The organism is Pseudomonas sp. SB113 (assembly GCF_040754745.1).
GTDB lineage: Bacteria > Pseudomonadota > Gammaproteobacteria > Pseudomonadales > Pseudomonadaceae > Aquipseudomonas > Aquipseudomonas grimontii.
The window spans coordinates 1-21,270 of the sequence record NZ_JBFMHW010000045.1; the positions used below are offsets into that span (position 1 = coordinate 1).

Annotated in this window: 19 protein-coding genes and 1 pseudogene; 4 read left to right on the plus strand and 16 right to left on the minus strand. The window is 63.5% G+C overall.

The window, feature by feature from the left end:
- The first annotated feature begins 211 nt into the window (after window positions 1–211).
- Window positions 212–892, plus strand: coding sequence for a Crp/Fnr family transcriptional regulator (locus tag AB1462_RS30805; protein WP_090403133.1), 681 nt, complete (start codon window positions 212–214; stop codon window positions 890–892).
- 1 nt (window position 893) lies between these two features.
- Here AB1462_RS30805 and AB1462_RS30810 read toward each other — a convergent pair whose 3' ends face one another.
- From AB1462_RS30810 to norR, 13 genes are all read right to left on the minus strand, one after another.
- Window positions 894–1,403: a nitrous oxide reductase accessory protein NosL gene (locus AB1462_RS30810; RefSeq protein WP_259195046.1), complete on the minus strand. Its 510-nt coding sequence runs from the start codon at window positions 1,401–1,403 to the stop codon at window positions 894–896.
- A 29-nt stretch (window positions 1,404–1,432) separates the two neighbouring features.
- Window positions 1,433–2,263: an ABC transporter permease gene (locus AB1462_RS30815; protein WP_090403130.1), complete on the minus strand. Its 831-nt coding sequence runs from the start codon at window positions 2,261–2,263 to the stop codon at window positions 1,433–1,435.
- Window positions 2,260–3,183 (minus strand): ABC transporter ATP-binding protein, encoded by a 924-nt coding sequence (locus AB1462_RS30820; RefSeq protein ID WP_259195048.1) that lies wholly within the window; start codon window positions 3,181–3,183, stop codon window positions 2,260–2,262. The genes AB1462_RS30815 and AB1462_RS30820 overlap by 4 nt, the downstream gene beginning before the upstream one ends.
- Window positions 3,183–4,433, minus strand: a complete 1,251-nt coding sequence (locus tag AB1462_RS30825) for a nitrous oxide reductase family maturation protein NosD (protein ID WP_315338747.1) — start codon at window positions 4,431–4,433, stop codon at window positions 3,183–3,185. The genes AB1462_RS30820 and AB1462_RS30825 overlap by 1 nt, the downstream gene beginning before the upstream one ends.
- 156 nt (window positions 4,434–4,589) lie before the next feature.
- The gene (gene nosZ / locus AB1462_RS30830) at window positions 4,590–6,491 is read right to left on the minus strand and encodes a TAT-dependent nitrous-oxide reductase (RefSeq protein WP_315338727.1); all 1,902 of its coding nucleotides are present in this window, start codon (window positions 6,489–6,491) and stop codon (window positions 4,590–4,592) included.
- 12 nt (window positions 6,492–6,503) lie between these two features.
- On the minus strand, window positions 6,504–8,633 hold the full coding sequence (gene nosR / locus AB1462_RS30835; protein WP_367248878.1) for a transcriptional regulator NosR: 2,130 nt from the start codon (window positions 8,631–8,633) through the stop codon (window positions 6,504–6,506).
- A gap of 424 nt (window positions 8,634–9,057) precedes the next feature.
- The gene (locus AB1462_RS30840) at window positions 9,058–9,525 is read right to left on the minus strand and encodes an SCP2 sterol-binding domain-containing protein (RefSeq protein WP_259195044.1); all 468 of its coding nucleotides are present in this window, start codon (window positions 9,523–9,525) and stop codon (window positions 9,058–9,060) included.
- A complete protein-coding gene (locus tag AB1462_RS30845) occupies window positions 9,519–10,409 on the minus strand; it encodes a U32 family peptidase (protein ID WP_367248879.1) in 891 nt (296 codons plus the stop codon). Before AB1462_RS30845 ends, AB1462_RS30840 begins: the two co-directional genes overlap by 7 nt.
- A 10-nt stretch (window positions 10,410–10,419) precedes the next feature.
- A complete protein-coding gene (locus AB1462_RS30850) occupies window positions 10,420–11,415 on the minus strand; it encodes a peptidase U32 family protein (RefSeq protein ID WP_090403116.1) in 996 nt (331 codons plus the stop codon).
- Between the two features lie 9 nt (window positions 11,416–11,424).
- Complete coding sequence (glp, locus tag AB1462_RS30855; protein ID WP_367248881.1) at window positions 11,425–12,657, minus strand: gephyrin-like molybdotransferase Glp; 1,233 nt, start codon at window positions 12,655–12,657, stop codon at window positions 11,425–11,427.
- Complete coding sequence (gene moaB, locus AB1462_RS30860) at window positions 12,654–13,208, minus strand: molybdenum cofactor biosynthesis protein B (RefSeq protein ID WP_090403112.1); 555 nt, start codon at window positions 13,206–13,208, stop codon at window positions 12,654–12,656. Before moaB ends, glp begins: the two co-directional genes overlap by 4 nt.
- A gap of 85 nt (window positions 13,209–13,293) precedes the next feature.
- On the minus strand, window positions 13,294–13,941 hold the full coding sequence (pdxH, locus tag AB1462_RS30865; RefSeq protein WP_090403109.1) for a pyridoxamine 5'-phosphate oxidase: 648 nt from the start codon (window positions 13,939–13,941) through the stop codon (window positions 13,294–13,296).
- A gap of 608 nt (window positions 13,942–14,549) precedes the next feature.
- Window positions 14,550–15,572 (minus strand): nitric oxide reductase transcriptional regulator NorR, encoded by a 1,023-nt coding sequence (gene norR / locus AB1462_RS30870; protein WP_090403107.1) that lies wholly within the window; start codon window positions 15,570–15,572, stop codon window positions 14,550–14,552.
- 115 nt (window positions 15,573–15,687) lie between these two features.
- Here norR and AB1462_RS30875 point away from each other — a divergent pair.
- Window positions 15,688–16,158 (plus strand): annotated as a pseudogene (locus tag AB1462_RS30875) (hemerythrin domain-containing protein); the annotation flags it as partial.
- On the opposite strand, the gene AB1462_RS30880 reads toward AB1462_RS30875, so the two are convergent.
- Window positions 16,159–16,590: a hypothetical protein gene (locus AB1462_RS30880; protein ID WP_315338735.1), complete on the minus strand. Its 432-nt coding sequence runs from the start codon at window positions 16,588–16,590 to the stop codon at window positions 16,159–16,161.
- Between the two features lie 9 nt (window positions 16,591–16,599).
- Window positions 16,600–17,790, minus strand: coding sequence for an NnrS family protein (locus AB1462_RS30885; RefSeq protein ID WP_367248884.1), 1,191 nt, complete (start codon window positions 17,788–17,790; stop codon window positions 16,600–16,602).
- Window positions 17,791–18,040: 250 nt separating this feature from the next.
- On the opposite strand from AB1462_RS30885, the gene AB1462_RS30890 reads away from it, so the two are divergent.
- Window positions 18,041–18,724, plus strand: coding sequence for a Crp/Fnr family transcriptional regulator (locus tag AB1462_RS30890; RefSeq protein WP_090409922.1), 684 nt, complete (start codon window positions 18,041–18,043; stop codon window positions 18,722–18,724).
- The gene (locus tag AB1462_RS30895) at window positions 18,721–18,912 is read left to right on the plus strand and encodes a protein DnrP (protein ID WP_090403099.1); all 192 of its coding nucleotides are present in this window, start codon (window positions 18,721–18,723) and stop codon (window positions 18,910–18,912) included. Before AB1462_RS30890 ends, AB1462_RS30895 begins: the two co-directional genes overlap by 4 nt.
- On the opposite strand, the gene AB1462_RS30900 is transcribed toward AB1462_RS30895, so the two are convergent.
- Window positions 18,906–20,747, minus strand: a complete 1,842-nt coding sequence (locus AB1462_RS30900; protein WP_367248886.1) for a nitric oxide reductase activation protein NorD — start codon at window positions 20,745–20,747, stop codon at window positions 18,906–18,908. The two genes, AB1462_RS30895 and AB1462_RS30900, sit on opposite strands and share 7 nt — an antisense overlap.
- Between the last annotated feature and the right edge of the window lie 523 nt (window positions 20,748–21,270).

The following is a 21,270-nucleotide window of genomic DNA, read 5'->3' on the forward strand; positions in this document are numbered from 1 at the left end:
TCGGCGGTGTGTCAGACGCGCCGCAAACGCAGCCTCGCCAAGGCTCGACAGCTGCTACGCGTTATCCTACTGAAGTTGTGTAGATACTTATGGACATCGGGGGCAAGCCGCCTCCCACATTTTTTACACAAGCCCCGCAAGAGGTACCCCCACAGAGGCATATCAACCCCGCACCAAGCCCCCTACGCTACCCCATTGCGGAGGCCCAAACATGCTCACCCATCCCCACATCGTCCTCACCCTGCGTCGCCATCACCTGTTCAGCCAGCTCCCGGAAAAAACCTTCCAGGATGTCTGCACCCTGGCCAACCTCAAGCGCTTGCCCGGCCATGCGCCTTTGATGCATCAGGGCGACGCGGCTGACCGTTTCTTCCTGCTGGTCAGCGGCCAGATCAAGTTGCATCGGGTCACGGGCGAAGGCCAGGAACACCTGGTGGAAGTCATCCAGCCCGGCCAGACCTTTGCCGAAGCCCTGCTGTTCACCCAGGCCAAGGCCTACCCAGTGAGCGCCACTGCGCTCAAGGACAGTGTGCTAGTCAGCATCGAAGGCCAGCACTACCGCCGGGCCCTGGAGGACCAGCCGAAAATTTGCCTGGCAATCCTCGCCAGCATGAGCATCCACCTACACCAACGCCTCAAGGACATCGACACCCTGACCCTGGCCAACGCCAGCCGCCGGGTGATCAACTTCCTGTTCCAGGAACGCGATGCGCTGAGTGGCGAGGTGGTGCTGCAAGTGCCCAAGCGCCTGGTGGCGTCGAAGCTGGGGATCCAGCCGGAGACCTTTTCAAGGATCCTGCACCGGCTGGTGGAAGGCGGGTTGATCGAGGTGCAGCGGCGCACCATCCGGATCTTGTGTGAAGAACAGTTGATGGGCTACCAGGCCGGCTGATTCAGTGCCCGCTATGCCCCGCTGGCTGTTGCAACAGCGCCAGGTCTATCTCGGTAAAGCGCAACACCCTGCCCCCGGTGTCCGTCGCGACTTTCTGCGCCTTGGCCTCATCGGCAAACGAGGCCAGTACCACGCCCATCGCGCCCTTGAGCCCGGTGCCGAGCACATAGAACGCGGTACGGGCATCGATCAAGTGCCTGTCGTCCGGCGTGTCCCACTGGCTGCGACCCATGTCATGCACATACAGCTTGGCGGTGTCATGGTGGTTTTCCGGTTGCAGCCACCAGCCGAGCATCTCGGCGGTGGAGCAGAACTTCTTCACCCCGCCCTGCTCCACCACTTGGCCCTTGGGTCCGGGGAACTCATTGATGACCATGCCGCACACGTGGCACTCATCGTTGGGATGAAATGCCACCGGCGCGTCACTGAAACTCGACGCCTGCTCCTTGTCGCAGGCTGTCAGCAGCAAACCGACCAGCAACGCCGCCAGTACCCGTGTCTTAAAACCCATATCGCTTACTCCAGCAGTCAAAAAAATCGTCAAGCGGCGCGACGCCGAAACATCCCATAGGCCAGCGCCAACGGCCCGGCCACCCAGGCCAACAGGCACGCCCACAGGGCCTGCGGCGGTACGTCGAGGTCCGTGCCCAGGGCCATGACCCCGATGGACTGCGTGCCCGTGCCGAAGCCGGACAGGTTGATCAGCCGATACACGTCGGTGGGGTTGAGCAGCAACAGCCAGGGCAACCCCTGCGGGCTGAACTGACCCTTGCCGACCACCAGCAGCGCCAGCAACGCCAGGTCGAACACCAGCACAAAGAAAAACCACACGCCCAGGGCCAGGCCGGCAGCCGTAGACTTTTCCGCGCAGCGGCTGCTCAGGGCATAGGCCAAGCCGAGAAACACCCAGCCCAATAACGTCGAGGTCAGCATGAAACGCCCAAAGGCCCAGAGCAGTACGCCGAGCTCGACGTCATCCACCAGCAGCGCAATGGCGAGCATCGCGCAGCCAAAGCCGAGCACCGTGGCCAGCGCCAGGATCAGCCCATGGCCGACAAACTTGCCCAACAGGATCTGCCCGCGCCCCAGGGGGTAGGTAAGCAACAGCAGCAAGGTGCCGCTTTCGTCTTCGCCGACAATCGCGTCATAGGCCAGCAGCAACGCAATCAACGGCATCAGGAAAGTCGCCAGGCTCGCCAGGCTGGCGATGGTCGCCGGTATCGAGGTAAAGCCCAGTTGCCCCGCAGCGGCGGCGCCCAGCCAGGCAATGCCGATGGCCAACACCGCGAACAACAGGCTGATCGCCAACAGCCAACGGTTGCGCAGGCCGTCGCAGAACTCCTTGCGGGCCATGTTCCAGATCGGTGTCATAACAGCGCCTCCTTGGCCGTGACCACGCCCGTGTTCACGTAATGGCGGTAGATGTCCTCCAGGGACGGCGGCAGCATCTCCACTTCGCTGGGGTTGTCCTCGGCGAGCAGCTGACGCAACAGCTCGACCTTGTTGGCGCTGCAGGCGGCCACTTGCAGCCCGTCGTCGCCCCAACGACGGGTGACGTGGCCGGCGGCGCTCCAGCGTTGTTGCAGGCGCTCGACATGCTGCAAGCCGCGACTGCGGATCAGCGTCGGCAGCCCGGTCTCGGCGCGCAGTTGCGCCAGGCTGCCGAGGGCGAGCAAGCGCCCCTGGGTGAGGATCGCCGCGCGGTGGATATGCGCCTCGACGCCGGGCAACACGTGGGAACACAGAATGATGCTGGTGCCTCCCGCACGCAGGCGGTCGAGCAGGCTATACAAGTCCTGGGTGGCAATCGGGTCGAGGCCCACCGTGGGTTCATCCAGCAGCAACAGTTGCGGCTCACCGAGCAACGCCTGGGCCAGGCCGAGGCGCTGGCGCATGCCTTTGGAGTAGGTCTTGACCCGGCGACCCGCCGCCACGCTCAGGCCGACGTCTTCGAGCAGGCGCTCCACCTGGTGCAGCGGCGCACCTTTGAGCCGGGCAAAGTGGCGCAGGGTTTCGACACCGCTCAGTTGCGGGTAGAACGTGACGTTTTCCGGCAAATACCCCAGGCGTTGCCGCACGTGGCTGTCCCTCGGTGAACGGCCAAACACCCGCACCTGCCCGGCGCTGGCCTCCAGCAAGCCCAGCACCAGTTTCATGCTGGTGGTCTTGCCCGCGCCGTTGTGCCCGAACAGCCCCAGCACTTCGCCGGGCGCCAGGCTCAGGTTCAAGTCATGCAACACTGTGGCCTGCCCATAACGCTGGCTGACCCCTTCGATCTCGACCACGTTCATCATGCAGGTTCCTTGGGAATGGGGGCTTGCATCAGCGGATGACTGTCCATCACACCCGGCGACTTCATCACCGGGAATGCGCGCTGCACCCAGCGCAGCAACTCGATGCCGGGGCTGTTCATCAGCAGGCGCACCTGGGGGTAGAGCCACAGCAGGCGGTCGACGTTGTCGTTGGGCTCGTAGGCCACATCGCCGAGGCCATCGCCATTGCGGTCCCAGCCAAGGTAATCGCTCCAGTAGTTGCCCCGGCCGTCGGCCGACCACTCCTGCAAGCGGCTGGCGACGTACTTGACCTGGCGTTGGTTGTCGACAAAGGCGTTGCCGGCGATGCGATTGTCTTCGGAGCCGGCGGTGAGGTGAATGCCCACCGCACTGCGCGCAAAACGGTTGCCTTCGATGCGGTTGAACAGCGAGTTGTAGATAAACAGCGCCTTGCCTTCGCCGCCAGCAATCATGGTGTCGCCGGTGGCACCGTCGCGCACATCGGTGACGAGGTTGTCCTGCAAGGTGGAATAGGTGATGTAGTTCATCAGGATGCCGTAGTTCTGGTCCTGCTCGGAGCGGTTGCCGATCACCGTCAACTGGCGGCTCTGCATCAGGGCGTAGCCGGTGCGCGTACGGCGAGTGGTATTGCCCAGCACCTGGTTGTCGTTGGAAAACATGTAGTGGATGCCGTAGCGCAGGTCTTCCAGGGTGTTGCCTTGCAGCAGGTTGCCGTTGGAGGTGTCGATGTAGATGCCGTCGCGGGTGTCGCGCACCTGGTTGTCGATGACGCGGGCACCGTGTACCGCATACAGATGGATGCCGTTGCCACGGTCCTGGGAGCGGATGGACGGATCGCCCTGGATACGGTTGTCGATCAGGCTGACGTCCGCCGTGCCATCGACCCAGATACCGAAGCCCGGCCCTTGCAGGCGGTTGCCCACTAACTGAGTGCGCCGAGCCTGGGGCTGGATGAAGATGCCGGCGTTCATGGCGGTGAGGTCGCGGCCCCAATCGAGGAATGTACAGCCCTGGACGCTGACGTCCGGGGCGCTGATCAGCAGGCCATTGCCCTGGCCTTCGGCTTGGAAGACGGCACCGGGCGCGCAGGTCAACTGCAGCGGTTGATCGATGCGGAACGCGCCCCGGTATTCGCCGGCGGGCAGGCGCCAGCGGTTGGGGCCGTCGGTTTGCAGGGGCAAGTCGGTGAGTGGGCGCACAGTGGCGCCCACACCAAACGAGAGCAGTGCGAGCCCTATCAAGATGATGAATGATCGAGCCACAGTGATGTCCTTAAACTGAATGCGGCTAAATGTGGGAGGGGGCTTGCTCCCGATGAGGGTGTATCAGTTGATGCATCCTTGGCTGATTCACCGCCATCGGGAGCAAGCCCCCTCCCACCTTTGTCCTGCGGGGTCCTTTCGTCAGGCCCGTTCGACCTTCATCCGCCCCACCATCTCCATATGCAGCGCATGGCAGAACCAGCTGCAGTAGTACCAATGCAACCCCGGTTTATCCGCGATGAAGGTGATCGACGAGGTCTGCTGCGGGCTGATCTCCATGCTCACGCCGTGGTTGACCATGACAAAGCCATGGGTCACGTCTTCGATCATGTCGATATTGGTGATGGTGACGGTGACTTCATTGCCCTGCTTGACGGTGAATTCCCCCAGGCCGTAGGCCGGGGCCATTGAGGTCATGTACACGCGCACCTTGTTGCCGTCGCGAATCACCTTGTTGTCGGTTTCCAGCTTGATCCCGTCCTTGGCAGCAATGGCCACGGTTTCGGCAAAGAACGGATCGTCGCGCTCCCAGATTTTCTTGGTCTTGATCTGGTCGCGGCGCGCCATCACACAGTCGTGAGGTTCGGCAAAGGCCGGGCCGTCGTGCACCAGTTTCATCTCGTCGCCGGAGATGTCGATCAACTGATCGTTTTCCGGGTGCAGCGGGCCGGTAGGCAGGAAACGGTCCTTGGAAAACTTGCTCAGCACCATCAGCCACTGGCCGTCGGCGTCGCGGGTTTCGGTGAGCGAAGCGTGGTTGTGGCCGGGCTGGTACTGCACATCGAGCTTCTGCTTGATGTAGTTGACCTTCTCGCCGCCATAGGCGCGGATGGCCTCGGCGATGTTCCACTTCACCACCTGGCTGTCGATGAACAGCGTGGTATAGGCAAACCCGCGCCCGTCGTAGGTAGTGTGCAACGGACCCAGGCCCAGCTCCGGCTCACCCACCACCACGCCGCGCGGGTCGGCGATCTTGCCGCTGAACAGGTCATCGAGCTTGTCGATGGCAATGATGGTGCAGGTCGGCGACAGCTTGCCGTTGGCGATAAAATACTTGCCGTCCGGCGAGGTGTTACAGCCGTGGGGGTTCTTCGGCACCGGGATGTAGCGGGTGAATTCGCTGTCCTTGCCGTCCAGGGATTTGCGTCCGTCCACCACCGGCACCTTGGCGCCGTCGACACTGATGAACTTGCCGGCCTTGATCGCCGCTTCGATGCGCGGGATGTTGAACACCACCACCCAGTCGCGCTCGTTGCGCATCATGCCGGCCAGGTCGGTGGCCTTTTCCGAGTTGTAGCAGGTGGCCGCCGCGTATTTGCCGGTGTAGTCCATGTCGGCGTTGTCGAGGTTGCCGTCGACAATCACCTGGAAGGCCATTTCCATTTTTTCGGCGTCGATGGCGTTGAACATGGTGAAGGCATTGCGGTCCTGCAGGTCGAAATTCTTGCCGTCATTGGGGTGCGGAATGATGAACTCGGCGTTGCAGAACACGTACTTGGTGTAGGGCACTTTTTGCAGGCGCAGGCCGTGAATCGCCTGGGCGTTGGGCACGGTGAGGATCTTGTCGCACTTCATGATGTCCAGGCGGATGCGCGCCACCCGGGTGTTGGCCTTGTCGTTGATAAACAGGTATTTGCCGTCGTAACGGCCATCGGTGGTGGACAAGTGCGGGTGGTGACAGTCGCCATTGGCGTACTTGGCGCCCTCGCCCAGGATGCGCTTGCTCTCGTTGGTCAGGCCCCAACCGGTGGCCGAGTCGACGTTGAACACCGGGATACGCATCAGCTCACGCATCGACGGGATGCCCAGCACCCGCACCTCACCCTGGTGGCCGCCGCTCCAGAAGCCGTAGTAGTCGTCGAGCTGGCCGGGGTCCACATGGATTTTCGACTTGGCGTCCTTGGCCGCGGCGGCAAAGGATTCACGGGTAAACACCGCACCGCCGATGGCCGAAGCCCCGGCGAGTACCGCGCCGGTAACCGCCCCCGTACCGAGAAAACTGCGCCGGGTCAGGCCTTCATGTTTGTCGTCTGTATCGTTCATGGGGTTGCTCCTTCAAGGGTTGGGATTTATCTGCACCACGGGGATCTGTCCGGGCGGCGCTTTGTTGCGCTTCTTGCGCTTGTTGATCAGCGGCGGGCACTTGTTTTCGTTGTGCCAGGTCATCTGGCAGTCGAGGCAGTAGTGGCATTCATTGGCGTTGATATGGCCGTCCGGGTGAATCGCCTGGATCTCGCATTCCTTGGCGCACAGCTGGCAGGGGTTGCCGCATTCCTGGCGGCGCTTGAGCCAGTCGAACAGGCGGAATTTGCTCGGGATCGCCAGGGCGGCGCCGAGGGGACACAGGTAGCGGCAGTAGACTTTGCGCGTGAACAGGTTGATCACCAGCAGCGCCACGGCGTAGAGCACGAACCACCACTGGCGCTCGAACCTGAGGGTGATGGCGGTCTTGAACGGTTCCACTTCGGCGAAGCGTTCAGCGGTGGCCATGGACTCCAGCGACAAGCCGAACAGCAGCAACAGGATCAGGTACTTGATCGCCCACAGCCGCTCATGCAGCGCAAAGGGCAATTCGAACTGACGGACCTTCAGGCGCCGCGCCGCCTCGTTGAGCAATTCCTGCAAGGCCCCGAACGGGCACAGCCAGCCGCAGAACACGCCCCTGCCCCAGAGCAAAATACTCGCGGCGGTAAACACCCAGAGCATGAAGATCAGCGGGTCGGTGAGGAACAACTCCCAGCGAAAATCCTGCACCAGCGCATGCACAAAGGTCAGCACATTGACCACCGATAACTGCCCCAGGGCATACCAACCGATAAACCCCACGGTGAACACCAGGTAGCCACGCCGCAGCCAGTGCAACAGACGCGGACGACGGGCCAGGCTGTCCTGCAAAAACAGGATCGCGGTGAGCACTAGCAGCGCCACGCCGAGCACCAGCACCTGGACCTGCTTCTGGTACCAGATGGTCAACCACAGCGGGCGGTTGGCCTCATCCAGCGCGGCTTGTTCCGCAGCAGTGGGCGGTGGCCGTTCGAGGTACTGCTCCGGCAATTGGTAGGGCAATTCAAAACTGCTGAAGGTGCCGCTGACCGGGCCGGTCTGGCGTCGCACCAACAACTCCAGGGTCCAGGGGGAACCGGGGTCGAATGCTGCCTGTGGGCGCACGATAAACACCGACATCTCGGTGAAATCCGGCATGTCCTGCGCGTAGGCATCGTCGATGCGCTGGTGATCGAGGTCGCGAAAGCTGATCACATTGCCGAACTGGCGCAACTGCACCCGATCGAAAATCCCACCGCGCACATAACCCGAGCCCTTGAACGAAAACACCCCACGGCCAAGCACGGCGATGGCCTGCTCGCCGGGTTTGAGTGTGTGCATCAGGTTGGCGTAGTGCGCATCACCGAGCAGGTTGCGGCCGATACCCGGTGGGTTGATGTCGGCCACATACAGGTCGATAAAGGTCTCATTGGCCGCCTCACCGGCTTCGGCGGCGGTGTCCTTGAAGGCGGCGTCCACCTGGCCACGGGTCAAGTGCAGGCGGCGAATCGCACCGTTACCGGTCAACTGCTCCCAGGTGGCGGGGGCGAATTCGTCGGTACGGATCAGCGCAACTTTCTGCGCGGTGGCGGCCTTGCCGTCGATCAGCTTGAGCGAGACCGCCACCTCATGGGCCGCACGCATGACCACCTCGTTGACCACCATCGCGGTGACCGTGGCACCGGCAATCGCATCCACCGTGACGGCCTTGGGGTCACTGGAACGCCCGACCACCACGCGTTGGCGCACGTCGACGCCCGCATAATGGCTGGTGAAGTCGTGGAGTTTGACCTCGGGGATGCCGATCAACAGGATCGGTTCATGGTGTTCCAGTACGTAGGCGTCACGGATGATGCCGGCCGTGTCGAGGATCACCTGGGTGTTGATGGGCTTGCCTGAGTAGGCCGGGATCGCCACCACGTCGAGGCTTTGGAACACGTAGCCGATGGGGGTGTTGGCCTGGGTGATCGTGCGGACGTTGAACTTGCCTTCGGGGGCGGAGACGGCGTCGTGCTGGGGAAAGGTTTGGTTGATGCGTTGCTGTTCGATCGCGCCGTAGGGTTTGGCGTGGGCGCTGACGAAGAGAGTGAGCAGTGCCGACATGACCAGGCATTGGAGGGTGAAGCGTGTAGAGCGGGTCATGGGTACCCTTCGTCATGGCGCTGGAGATGGGGGCGATGGTAGGTGGGAGGGTGGGGGGTGGCCCTTGATTGAGATCAAGTTAGGCAGGGTGTGGCGTTTGGGCGCGGGGGTTGGCGGTGCCACGGGCTGATCAAAAAGCAGAGCAAAAGCCTGTGATACCTCCCTGCTGCATGGAGATCAAACTGTGGGAGGGGGCTTGCTCCCGATAGCAGTCAGTCAGCCACACATTCAGCCACTGACACGCCCTCATCGGGAGCAAGCCCCCTCCCACATTGTTAACCGAGTACACCAGACCCAACGCCGGTCGGCTCCACGGCCGCAAAAGCCAGCGCAAAACCAGGCCGAGGTCTACCTGATGGGTGCGATCAAACTGTGGGGGCGGAACCAATAGCGGCCGTTACCTAAATAACGGATATACCCCCAATCAAACAGCAACCCCCCGCCCCGCCCGCTCCAAGTTCCGCCACAACCAAGGCGGCAACACATCCGGATCCAGACTGTCGATCAAATTCTTCAACCCCAACCCCAACTCCGTATCCCCCTCGATCACCAACCGCCGCCGAAAGAACAACGTATCCGGATCTTCCTGCCGGCTGGCGAGCAACAGAAACTCCCGCCAGTTGCCACTGATGCTCACCTGGGCCTCGGCCTTTTGCGCAATGCGCAACCCGTCCCGCGCCAAGGTCAGGTACCAGCACAACCCCAGGTCAGGAATACGCAAGCACATCCAACGCCCGCGCAGCAGGTCAAACCCGCCGTCGCGCAGGGGTTCGGCCAGGCAGCGGTTGAGGGCTTGCTGCAGGACCAGGCGCTGCACGCCAAACGGCACGCGACGGATCAATGGGAAGAACTGATCGGCGCCCTTGAGCAGCCATTGTTTACGACTCAACACAGCCCCACCTCCTCAACCCGCAACATGCCCGCCTGGCCGTGCCAGTAGCCGTTACAGCCATCGACATACAGCGGCGGCGTGGCGCCCTGGCGCACCTGATCGAAAGCGCGCACCACCTCGACCATGCCTTCAGCCCGTGGGCTCAGGCGCAACAGATCGGCGCCACTGGACACCAGGCCGGCGTAATCGGCCAGCAGGTTGGTAACGTCGGCCGACATGGTCTGGATGCCGTTCAAGGTGAACAATGCCTGCCCTTCCTGGCTGGTCAGCGCCATGCCATCGGGGTAGTTGATGCAGCAGAACTGGCAGTCGTCCTTGGGGCGATTTTCCGCTCGAGCGGTGAAGCAACGCGCCGAGTAGGCCAGGGGCAAATGGCCGTAGGCGAAGACCTCCACCTCGGGCAACGGCCGGCCCAAGTCGCGCACCTGTTCCAGCACGTCGGCGATCAGGCCCTGGGAGCATTCCACCGGTGGCACCCAGCGCTGCATGCCCGCGTCGAGCAGTTGCACCAGGGCGTGACCGTTGTAGAGGTTGAGCGCCGGGCCACCGACAAAGGGCAATTTGCGCTCGATCAGCATCTGCACCGCGCCCATGTCATTGGCCTCCACCAACAGTTCGCCGTTGTCGCACAGGCGGCGCAGGCTCGAGAGTTCGGAGGCGGCTTCGATCAAGGTCAGGCTCGACAACACGATCTGCGCCGAGCTGTAGGTTTGCAGCTCCCGGCCCAAACCCAACCAATGGTCCAGGGAAAACGCGCGGCGTTTGGCGCACACGGTTTCGCCCAGGTAAATCACGTCCAGGGGCAAGCCGGCCATGTCCGAGTAGAAGCGCCCCAGGTGTTCCTTGTCCCAATAAAACAGCACCGGTCCCAGGCTGAGTTTCATCTGTGTCTCCTCACTGCCATGCACGATGGTAGGCGCCGAGTGTGGTCTGGCTGCCTTCGGATAACCCGGCCAGCACCTGGCGCCATTGATCCTTGACCACAAAGCTGGCCGGTGCGTTGCGGTGGGCGTCGAGCGCGGCGCGCCAGACGCGGGTGACTTGCTCCACATACGCCGGGCTGCGTTGGCGGCCTTCGATCTTCACCGCTTCGACACCGATGGCGCTGAGCTCCGGTACCAGGTCGAGGGTGTCGAGGCTGGTGGGTTCTTCGAGGGCATGGAAGCGCTTGCCGCCGACCAGGAAACGGCCCTTGCACAGGGTCGGGTAGCCAGCGGGTTCGTCGGCGGTGTAGCGGTCGATCAGCACTTCGCTCAGGCGCGCGCTCAAGCCCTCGGCATCCTCGCTCCAGCGCACCGCCTTGGCCGGCGAGCACACGCCGCAGAGGTTGGGCGACTCGCCGGTGATGTAGGAAGACAGGTGGCAACGCCCCTCGGCCATGATGCACAGGCTGCCAAAACCGAACACTTCGATGGGCACCGGGCTGCTCGCAGCCACCTGTTTGACCTGGGCCAGGGACAACACACGGGGCAATACCGCGCGGCGAATGCCGTAGCGTTCGGCATAGAACTTCAGCGCCGCTGCGTGGGTGGCCGAGCCCTGTACCGACAGGTGCAACGCCATGTGTGGATGCTGGCGGCTGGCATAGTCGAGCACGCCGGGGTCGGCGGCGATCAGGGCGTCCACGCCGTGGTCCGCCGCGCGGTCGACGGCGCGTTGCCAGCGTGCCCAGATCTTCGGTTGCGGGTAGGTATTGACCGCCACGTACAGCTTGCGCTGGTGCTGGCGAATAAAGGCGACGGCACCGTCGAACTGTTTGTCGTCCATGTTCAACCCGGCGAAATGCCGGGCATTGGTGTCATCGCGAAAACCGACATACACCGCATCGGCGCCTTGGCGCACGGCGGCTTTGAGCGCAGGCAGGTTGCCTGCGGGGCAGACCAGTTGCATGGGGGCTCCTCACAAAAATTCGGCAAAAGACACAAACGGCACCGGTTCATCCTTGAGCACCTGATGCTCACGCTCGACGATCACCAGGCCATCGGCCCAGCACGCAGCGGTCAGCATCGCCGAGCTTTGCTGGGGGTGCAGCACGGCGCGCAGTTGCCCGTCCTCACCGGGGCTCAGGCGTGCACGCAGGTACTGGCGGCGCTTATTGGGCTTGAGCCATTCAAACGCGGCCGGCACCTGGATCGGCACCGGCAGCACGCGCTCCACACCTTGGGCGCGCAACAGGAACGGACGCACCACCACCAGCGCGGTGATCAGCGCCGCCGACGGGTTACCGGGCAGGCCCAGCCACGGTTTGCCCGCGACTTCGCCAAACGCCAGGGGCTTGCCGGGCTGGATCGCCAGGCGCCAGAAGTCCACGTGGCCGAGTTCTTCGATGGCCTGCTTGAGATGGTCCTCCTCCCCCACCGACACACCCGCGGAGGTCAGCAACAGGTCGCATTCGGACGAGGCCAGGGCCAGCGCATCACGGCTGGCGGCCAGTTCGTCGGCCATCACGCCGTAGTCATGCACGTCCACGCCCCAGCCACGCAACAACGCGGCCAGGGCATAGCGGTTGCTGTTGTAGATCTGCCCCGGCACCAGCGCTTCGCCCGGATCGCGCAGCTCGTTGCCGCTGCTGAGCAGGCACACCCGCAGCGGGCGATAGACTTTCAATCGGGGGATGCCGGCCGAGGCCAGCAAGCCGATGTCCTGGGCGCGCAGGCGTTTGCCGACGGCGATCAGGGTTTGCCCGCGCTGCAGCTCCTCACCCTGCTTGCGCACATGCTCGCCGAGGCGTACCGGCGGGCACCAGATGCGCTGGCCGTACGGGCGGCAACGCTCTTGAGGCACCACCGTGTCGGCGCCGGGCGGGACCGGCGCGCCGGTAAAGATGCGCACGGCCTGCCCGGCCTGCACGTTCGTCGTGCTGTGCTGCCCCGCCGCAACGCGCCCGGCGAGCATCAGGTAGCCGCCTTCAGCCGGCACGTCCTGGGCGCGCAGGGCGTAGCCGTCCATGGCGCTGTTGTCGAAGCCGGGCAAATCCAGGGGTGAGAACAGTTCTTCGGCGATCACCCGCCCCAGCGCCTGCTCCAGCCCGATCACCTGGATGGAGGGCGGTGGCGGCGCCTGGGCCAGCAGCGTGGCGATGGCTTCGTCCACCGGCATCAGATGGCCGCTGTCACACACCGAGACACTCATGAGCGCGACTCGCAGGCTTGCAGGATTTGCTCGGGCTGGGGCTTGAGGTGCGGCACGAAGTTGCATGGGCCGGTGCGACTATCCAATTGCCCCGCCAGAATCTGATCCCAGCCGGTACGGCACGCGCCCGGCGAGCCCGGCATGCAGCACACCAGCACGCCGTTGCTGATGCCCGCCAGCGCTCGGGACTGCAAGGTTGAAGTGCCGATCTCGGCCAGGGACACCTGGCGGAACAGCTCACCGAAGCCTTCGACATGCTTGTCCAGCAACGGCAACACCGCCTGGGGCGTGTTGTCGCGGGCAGTGAAACCGGTGCCGCCGGTCATCAGCACCACTTGCACCTCGGGGTCGGCGATCCACAGCGAAACCTGCGCACGGATCTGGTAGATGTCGTCGATCACCAGGCCACGGTCGATGAGCACATGCCCAGCACTTTCGAGGCGGTCCACCAGGGTCTGGCCGGAGGTGTCGGTGTCCAGGGTACGGGTGTCGCTGATGGTCAGCACGGCGATGTTCAGCGGCACGAAATTGCGTTGTTTCAAATGGGCCATGATCAAGGCTCCAGGCGTGAAGAAAGTTGCCGTCAGCCTGCGCCGCAACGGGCGCAGGGCCTATTCCTCCAAGGAGGTATCTCGTTCAGGGGGCCAGGCGCGTGCGCTGCCACGTGCCCGCGTGCAGGCGGTAGTCGAGGCGGTCATGCAGACGGTCGGGCCGGCCCTGCCAGAACTCGATGCGCTGCGGTTGCAGGCGATAACCGCCCCAATGCTCGGGGCGTGGCGGTTGCTGCCCGGCGAAACGCTCGGTGACATCACGCAAGCGGCTTTCCAACTCGCTGCGATGGCTCAGGGGCTGACTTTGCGGCGAGGCCCACGCACCCAACTGGCTGGCGGCCGGACGCGCATCGAAATAATCGTCCGACAACTGCGCATCCGCACGCACCACCGGCCCTTCGATACGCACCTGACGCTCCAGCCCCGGCCAGAAAAACGTCATGGCCGCATGGGGATTGCTCGCCAACTCCTCACCCTTGGCACTCTGGTAATGGCCGAAAAAGAAAAAACCCTCAGCGCTGAAACCCTTGAGCAGCAAGATGCGGCAATGGGCATGGCCCTGGCTGTCCACGGTGGCCAGCGCCATGCTATTGGCCTCCGCCGGAGGCACCTCGGTTTTGCGCGCCTGATCCAACCACTGGCCGAACAGCACCAAGGGATCGTCCTGCACCAAGTCATCACGCAGGCCATAAAGGGTGTAGTTGCGGCGCAATTGCGCAAGAGACAAGGGCATGGCACGGTCCTCCAGAAAGTTCGCCACAGTGTGGGAACTACCGCGCCGTTATCCCTTGACCACGATCAACATTCGCCCGTGGCATGACGCCGCATGTGAGTGCTTGACGTTTGGGCTCTACATAACTGATCGCGTTGTTGCTGTTGCTGTTGCTGTTGCTGTTGCTGTTGCTCTGGCTCTGGCTCTGGCTCTGGCTTTTGATCTTGATCCTAGGCGCCCCGTCAAACACGCTGGCCGAACGCAGGCTTGAATCCGTGGGTAACCCGGCAGGACGCCGGGTTAGCCGTCCTGGGCCAAGGATGGCCCATGACGGCGGCCCACGGATTCAAGCCTTCGTTCGGGCACACCGAGCCTAGGCGAGGTGCCGAGTGTTGGGGCGAAGGCCTTTTGCTTACTTTTGGGCCTTTCCAAAAGTGAGCCGCTGTAAGAGCGGAACCCTAAGTAGCCGTTACCGCAGCAACGGATATGCCCCCGGTCCAATCCAAAAAAATGGTCGGCCCGGAGGCCGCCATCGGGAGCAAGCCCCCTCCCACATTTGATCTCCATACACCAAGTAGATATCAGCCTGCTCTGGATCTGGATCTGGATCTGGATCTGGATCTGGCTCTCTACTTAAGCCCCAACCGCCGCGCCAGCTTATGCAAATTGCTCGAATCCACCCCCAGCAAACGCGCCGCACTCGCCCAATTGCCGCCGCAATGCTCCAGCGCCTGACGAATCTTATGACGCTGACACTCATCCACCGCAACCGCCAACGGCTGGAACACCTCACCGCTCAACACCGGCGGTTCAAGCACAGGCACGGCATCGCCCAGCCCCAACCACTGCGGTTCAAGGCTCATGAACGCACTGCTACCAACCCGACACAACAGCTTCAACGCCGCCCGGCTGATCACATGTTCCAACTCGCGCACATTGCCCGGCCAGGCATAACCCAGCAGCGCCTGGCGCGCAGCCGCGGATAGACACAGGCCACGCAACCCCAGGCGTACACGGTTGAGTTCAACAAAGTGCTCGGCCAACAACAGGATGTCATCGCCACGCTCGCGCAGGGCCGGGATCGTCACCGGGTAGACCGAAAGGCGGTGATACAGGTCCGCGCGAAACAAGCCATCGCGCACGCAGTCCGGCAAGTGGCGGTTGGTGGCGGCGATGATGCGCACATCCACCTGCAACGGCCGGTCGGCGCCCAGGCGCTGGATCTCGCCATTTTGCAGGGTGCGCAGCAACTTGGCCTGAATGCTCAGGGGCAATTCCCCCACTTCGTCGAGAAACAGTGTGCCGCCATGGGCCGCATCAAAACGCCCGGCGCGGTCATGGCTGGCGCCGGAAAAAGCGCCTTTGACATGCCCGAACAACTCGCTCTCGGCCAACGCCTCCGGCAGCGCCGCGCAGTTGACCTGCACCAGCGGCCGGTGGCAACGCCGCGACTGGCGATGCAGGCGGCGGGCGAACAGCTCTTTGCCGACGCCGGTCTCGCCCTGCAACAGCACCGGCAACTCGGTCTGCGCCAGCACCGTCAACTCAGTGAGCAACTGGCGCAGCACCTGGCTTTGCCCAAGGATCTCGTCGGCCGCCAGGGTCGCCTCGACCCTGATGGGGTTCGCATTACCCTGGCATAGGGTGGTCATGATCACCTCACCTCACAATAAAACCTTATTTATCAACAGCTTTCGGATTGGCATGGTGCCTGCAACCACTCGTTCATACCGTTATCCCCGATGAGGAAACCCGATGAGCCTGAGCGACTGGAACACCCAACCCCAGGATCAATTGATCGACCACCTGCTGGCGCGCTACCACGCCCGGCATCGCGAGCAACTGCCGGAGCTGATTCGCCTGGCCAACCGGGTCGAGCAAGTCCATGGCCACCACCGGCAATGCCCCAACGGCCTCGCAGACCTGCTGCTCGACATCCAGCAGGAACTGGAGAACCACATGCTCAAGGAGGAACAGGTGCTGTTCCCGATGTTGAAGATGGGCATGGGCCCACAGGCAAGCATGCCGATCCAGGTGATGCGCCATGAGCACGGCCAGCACGGCGAGGCGCTGGAGCAGGTGTTAAGCCTGACCGACCGCATCACCCCGCCGTCCGGCGCCTGCGGCACCTGGCGCAGCCTGTACGAGCAGCTCACGGCGTTTCATGACGACCTGCGCGAGCACATCCGCCTGGAGAACGACGTGTTGTTCATCCAGGCGCTGAACCCCGCCGCCTGATCAACGCAACATCAGCTTGGCGACGATCACGATCACTACCATATGCCCCAGGATGCTGCGACGAATCCACGTCGCACGCCTTGGGCTCAGGCGCTGATGGCCCAGCAGGTACGCCAGCCACAGATAGTGGCCGATGATGCTCAGGGCCAGCAGGATTTTCAGGCTCAGCAGCGCGGCGAAATGGCTGGCCCAGGGCACCACCAATAGCCCGCGATAGTGCCAGGCCAGGCCGATGCCCGCGCCGTAGAGCAACACCACCACGCCGTGCAGTACCTGGCGCGAACGCCGTGCAATGGCGTGGTCGGACGTGAACTGCGCCGACCAGGCCAGCTCCTCACGGGCGCTGTGCCAGATCACCACTTCGAAAAACAGCGTGCCGATAAAGGCAATCGCCGCCAGCAGATGCACGATCAACAAGGTGGAATAGAGCATGACGTTCTCCTAGCCTGGATGCCCATCGACCCGTGCCTGCCACAGCATCGGGCCATACCGCCACAGGTACAGGCCGAGCCCGACGGTCCAGCACACACCCGCCAGCCACAATGCGGCCATCGGCAACAGCAGTACCAGCACCACCCGGCACACACAGGCCAGGTTCAGCAGCCCAAATGCCAGGGTCATCCCCGCTGGCGGCTGCAACGGGCGGCCGGTGTGGCCCAGGCTGACGCGGGCGATCATCGCCAGGATCAGGCCGGCCATGGCGCCGATGGTCAATGCATGCACGGCCAGGCTGGGATTGAGCGGCGCGCCGAAGTGCCACAGCGCCATGCCCAGGCAGGCCACGGCCAGCCACGCATACGCCAGGTGCAACGACCAGAGCAACGGCACCCGCCACAGGCCGCGATCATGCCAGCGTACCAGGCGCAATAAGTGCCCGAGCCCAAGGGCGGCGAACAGCAGGCCGATCCCTGGGTGGGCGGCCAGCGCAGGCCCGGCGGCATACAGCACGGCGATCAGCACCGAGCCGCCGAGCAACATACGGTCCAGCCATGGCCAGGGCTTGACCGCCTCGACCCGGCCCAACCCGCGCTGGGTGAAAAACGGAATCACCCGCCCGCCGATCAAGCCCATCATCGCCGCCACCAGCCACAGGCCGGTCAGCACCGCCTGGCGTTGCAGGCCTGGGTCATTGCGCAGCAAGCCATACAGCGACAGCGCATCGGCCACGGTCAACAGCGCCAACACCAGCACAATCGGGTAGTTGCGCTTCTGGCGTACCTGCCACAGGGTCCAACCCATCACGCTGGCCACGGCCAGGGGGAAGGTCAGTTCCAGCACCGCCAGCAGCGGCCAGTGCAGGTTGAACAGCCACCCCAGGCGCGCGGCCAGCCACAGGCCGGCAAGCAGCGCCAGGGCGTTGCCGCTGATGCCTGGGCGACCGGTCCAGGTCTGCACCGCCGTGAGCAGGAACCCGGCGATGATCGCCAGGCCAAAGCCGAACAGCAGCTCATGCCGATGCCAGGCCAGCCAGCCGCCGGCGGGTTGCCAGGTGCCGAGGTGCCCGCCCAGGGCCAACAGCCACAAGGGGATTGCCAGCGTCGCCAACACACAGGCGCCGAGGAAGAATGGCCGGAAGGCCAGGCGAAACAACGGGGTAATCGACATTGCCTTGCGCCGATCGAGCACTTGCATAACAGGTCTCCCTTCAGGACTGCGGCAATCTTGCGCCGATGGGCGTGCGTTGCCCTTGTCGTAGATCAAGTCGCTCTCGGAGCCAAGGGATTACCCTCGCGCCTATATCCACACCGCACCCCGGAGCCATGATGAAAAACGCCTATGTCCCCCTCGCCTGGTTTGTGATTCTCGGCTCCATGCTGGCCGCCGCCAGCGGGCTGTCGCTGGTGCTGGTGTGAACGCCCCGCTGCTGTTCAAGGAGCCGGGCATGGTGCTGCATCGCGTGCACCACCAGATCCTGCGCAGCCATCACCTGTTCGAACCGCTGAACGAGGAAGAACTCAACGAGCTGATGAGCAACAGCCAACTGCTGAGCATAGACAAGGGCGAGCCGTTGTTCCGCCAGGGCGAACCAGCCGATGCGTTTTACTTCGTGATTGCCGGTGCGGTGAAGATCTACCGCTTGACCCCCGACGGCCAGGAGAAGGTCTTCGAAGTGATCGGCGAGCGCCAGACCTTCGCCGAAGCCATGATGCTGATGGACACCCCCAACTACGTGGCCTGCGCCGAAGCGGTGTGCCCCACCCAGTTGTACCGTTTGTCCAACGCCACCTACATGCGCCTGCTGCACAGCAACAGCCGCCTGACCTTCGCCCTGCTCGGCAAGTTGTGCGTGCGCCTGCACCAGCGGGTCAACGAGATCGAAACCCTGTCGCTGAAAAACGCCACCCACCGCGTGGTGCGCTACCTGCTGACCCAACTGATGCACTTGCACTGCACCGACAGTCGCTTCGAACTGCCCATGGCCAAGCAGTTGATTGCCGGGCACCTGTCGATCCAGCCGGAGACCTTTTCGCGGATTATCCGGCGCCTGATCGATGAAAAGATCATCACCCAGGACGGACGTCAGATTGCCATTCTGGATCGGCTGCGCCTGGAGCAATTCGAGTGAAAACCTGCCTCTACTGCCAGCAGCGCAATGCCGACAAGCATGAGCAGTGCACGGATTGCGGCATGGCCCTGCCCGCCTCGGACGCCGGCGTACAGGCCCTTCGCTTGCGGCGTTTCCAGTGGTTCTGCCTGAGCCTGACACTGTTTTGCATCGCCATGTTCTTCTGGTTGCCGCGCGACTTCTACTGACCCTCGGTCAGTTGCCGGTACAGCTGGGGCAACCGCAGCGGCAACTGCTCCGGTTGGCGGATCAGGGTGTAGCCATGGGCACCGAACATGTAGGGCAAATAGTCCCCAGCCTGTTTGTCGATGGTGATGCAGAACGGAATCAGGCCCTGGCGCCGCGCCTCGACCACTGCCTGGCGGGTGTCTTCGACCCCGTAGCGGCCCTCATACAGATCCAGGTCATTGGGTTTGCCATCAGTCAGCAGCAACAACAACTTGCGCCGCTGTTTGCACGCGCCCAGCAACTGGGTGGCCTGGCGAATCGCGGCGCCCATGCGCGTGTAATAGCCCGGTTTGAGCGCCTGGATGCAACCGCGCGTGCGGTCGTCATAGGCTTGCTCGAACGTCTTGAGCTGTTGCAGGCGCACCTGATGACGACGCAGCGACGAGAAACCATACAGCGCAAACGCATCTCCCAGCCCGGCCAGGCTTTCGCCGAACAGCAACAGGCTGTCGCGGATCACGTCGATGACCTTTTGCTCGTCGTTCAAATGCGCGTCGGTAGACATCGACAGGTCCGCCAACAGCAGGCACGCCAGGTCGCGTCGGGTGTGACGTTGCTCCTGGTACAAGCCGCGTTCGGTGCAGGTGCCATGTTGGCGTTGCACTTGGAAATCCACCCAGGCCTGCAGGTCCAGTTCCGCGCCTTGGGGTTGCTGGCGCAGCCATTGGCGGTCGGTGCGCAGTTGCTGGAATTGACGGCGCAGGCGCTGGGCTGGGCCGAGTAATCGGGCCGGTAACGGTTGCGGTGCATCGGCACGTGGCTGCATCAGTTGCAGATTGACGAAACCGGGTTGCAGGCATTGTTGACGATAGTCCCACTCGGGCAGCTTGATGCCCTCGCCCAGGGGGATGTCATCCACATCGGCGGGCGGCAGGTCGAGGTGCAGTTTGAGACCACCGCTCTTGCGCACGCGCTGGCGCGACAGGCTCAGTTGGTCGAGGTCTTCGGCGACGCGGGCGGCGTCCGGGTCCTCACTGTCGTCGGCCCAGCGATCGAGGTCGACGTGCTCGGTCCAACTGAACAGGTTTTCCAGGCGCACCACCAGCAGGCCGCCCTCGCGGCTGTGGTCATCCACACGGCTGGCGCGTTTGGGCGCGCCCTGCTGCTCGCCGGGCGGGGTGGCGAGGTCATCGGCATCATCTTCAAGGTCGAGGGCCTGGGGCGTGTCCAGGTGCAACGGCGGGTAAAGCCATAAGGGCAACGGCCAGGCGGCGCGTTCGCTGCGGGGTAAATGGCGCACGCTGCCGGGCTCGCGCAGAGCCTTGCGCAGGGCTTTTTCCAGGGCCGCTTCACCGGGTTTGAGGCTGGCCGGGTCGGGGCGTAGCGTCAGGTGCGCGTCCACCAGGCGCTGGTAACTGGGCAGCAGCGCCGGAAAGCGTTGCAACAGCAGCCAGGTCCAGCGTTGGTTGTCGCGGCCCCAATGGGTCATGGGGCCTGCATGGGCGGCCAGCAGCGCCAACCAACGGTACAACTCCAGGTTCAACGCGACGGTGGGGTACACCGCCAGGCTCGACGGCAGGCGCAGACGGTTGCCATCGCAGGAGGCCAGGGGTGCATGTTTGCAGGTGCCGGCGATGCGCATCAACAGGTTGCGGCGCAGCAGCAGGTCGCGTTCGCTGGCGGCTTCGAGGGCGATCCCGCTGGCACCGCCCAAGGCGCGAAACAACACGGCCAGGCTGCGCTGGCGGTCGACCAGATCGACCCGCGCGTGCGGAAAATCGACACTGGCGCGTCGGGTGATAAAGCGGTGCCAGGCACTGCCGACCCACTCTTCCAATTCAAGGGTAAAGGCCATGGGATGGGCTCCAACTGTTTGATATTTGACAGGCACACCGCGGTCAAAATGTGGGAGGGGCGGTGCGACGGTTTGACTTGCTCCCGATTGCAGTGGGTCAGTACCAAATCCATCAACTGACACTCCCTCATCGGGGCATGGGTATCTACACAACTTTGGCGTGACACTGAACCTGTGGCGAGGGGCTTGCTACCGTGACGGCCCGGGAGCCGACGACTATCTAACTGATGCCCCGAGAGCTAAATGTGGGAGGGGGCTTGCCCCCGATGGCGGCCTCTGGGCCGACCATTTGCTGGGGTTGGAATGAGTACATATCCGTTGCTGCGGTAACGGCCGCTTATGGTTTCGCTCTTACAGCGACTCACTTTTGGAAGGACCCAAAAGTAAGCAAAAGGTCCTCGCCCCACCACTCGGCACCTCGCCCAGGCTCGGTGTGCCCGTAATCCGACAGTGATTTGGGGGGCCGCCGCCACGCGCCATCCATGGCGCGGGGCGGCTAAACCGGCATCCCTGCCGGTTTACC

Excerpts from the sequence above, each read along its gene's own strand:
- AB1462_RS30805 (WP_090403133.1), top strand. The coding sequence starts at position 212 with ATGCTCACCCATCCCCACATCGTCCTCACCCTGCGTCGCCATCACCTG.
- AB1462_RS30810 (WP_259195046.1), bottom strand. The coding sequence starts at position 1,403 with ATGGGTTTTAAGACACGGGTACTGGCGGCGTTGCTGGTCGGTTTGCTG.
- AB1462_RS30815 (WP_090403130.1), bottom strand. The coding sequence starts at position 2,263 with ATGACACCGATCTGGAACATGGCCCGCAAGGAGTTCTGCGACGGCCTG.
- AB1462_RS30820 (WP_259195048.1), bottom strand. The coding sequence starts at position 3,183 with ATGAACGTGGTCGAGATCGAAGGGGTCAGCCAGCGTTATGGGCAGGCC.
- nosZ (WP_315338727.1), bottom strand. The coding sequence starts at position 6,491 with ATGAACGATACAGACGACAAACATGAAGGCCTGACCCGGCGCAGTTTT.
- nosR (WP_367248878.1), bottom strand. The coding sequence starts at position 8,633 with ATGACCCGCTCTACACGCTTCACCCTCCAATGCCTGGTCATGTCGGCA.
- AB1462_RS30845 (WP_367248879.1), bottom strand. The coding sequence starts at position 10,409 with ATGAAACTCAGCCTGGGACCGGTGCTGTTTTATTGGGACAAGGAACAC.
- AB1462_RS30850 (WP_090403116.1), bottom strand. The coding sequence starts at position 11,415 with ATGCAACTGGTCTGCCCCGCAGGCAACCTGCCTGCGCTCAAAGCCGCC.
- glp (WP_367248881.1), bottom strand. The coding sequence starts at position 12,657 with ATGAGTGTCTCGGTGTGTGACAGCGGCCATCTGATGCCGGTGGACGAA.
- moaB (WP_090403112.1), bottom strand. The coding sequence starts at position 13,208 with ATGGCCCATTTGAAACAACGCAATTTCGTGCCGCTGAACATCGCCGTG.
- pdxH (WP_090403109.1), bottom strand. The coding sequence starts at position 13,941 with ATGCCCTTGTCTCTTGCGCAATTGCGCCGCAACTACACCCTTTATGGC.
- norR (WP_090403107.1), bottom strand. The coding sequence starts at position 15,572 with ATGACCACCCTATGCCAGGGTAATGCGAACCCCATCAGGGTCGAGGCG.
- AB1462_RS30880 (WP_315338735.1), bottom strand. The coding sequence starts at position 16,590 with ATGCTCTATTCCACCTTGTTGATCGTGCATCTGCTGGCGGCGATTGCC.
- AB1462_RS30885 (WP_367248884.1), bottom strand. The coding sequence starts at position 17,790 with ATGCAAGTGCTCGATCGGCGCAAGGCAATGTCGATTACCCCGTTGTTT.
- AB1462_RS30890 (WP_090409922.1), top strand. The coding sequence starts at position 18,041 with ATGGTGCTGCATCGCGTGCACCACCAGATCCTGCGCAGCCATCACCTG.
- AB1462_RS30900 (WP_367248886.1), bottom strand. The coding sequence starts at position 20,747 with ATGGCCTTTACCCTTGAATTGGAAGAGTGGGTCGGCAGTGCCTGGCAC.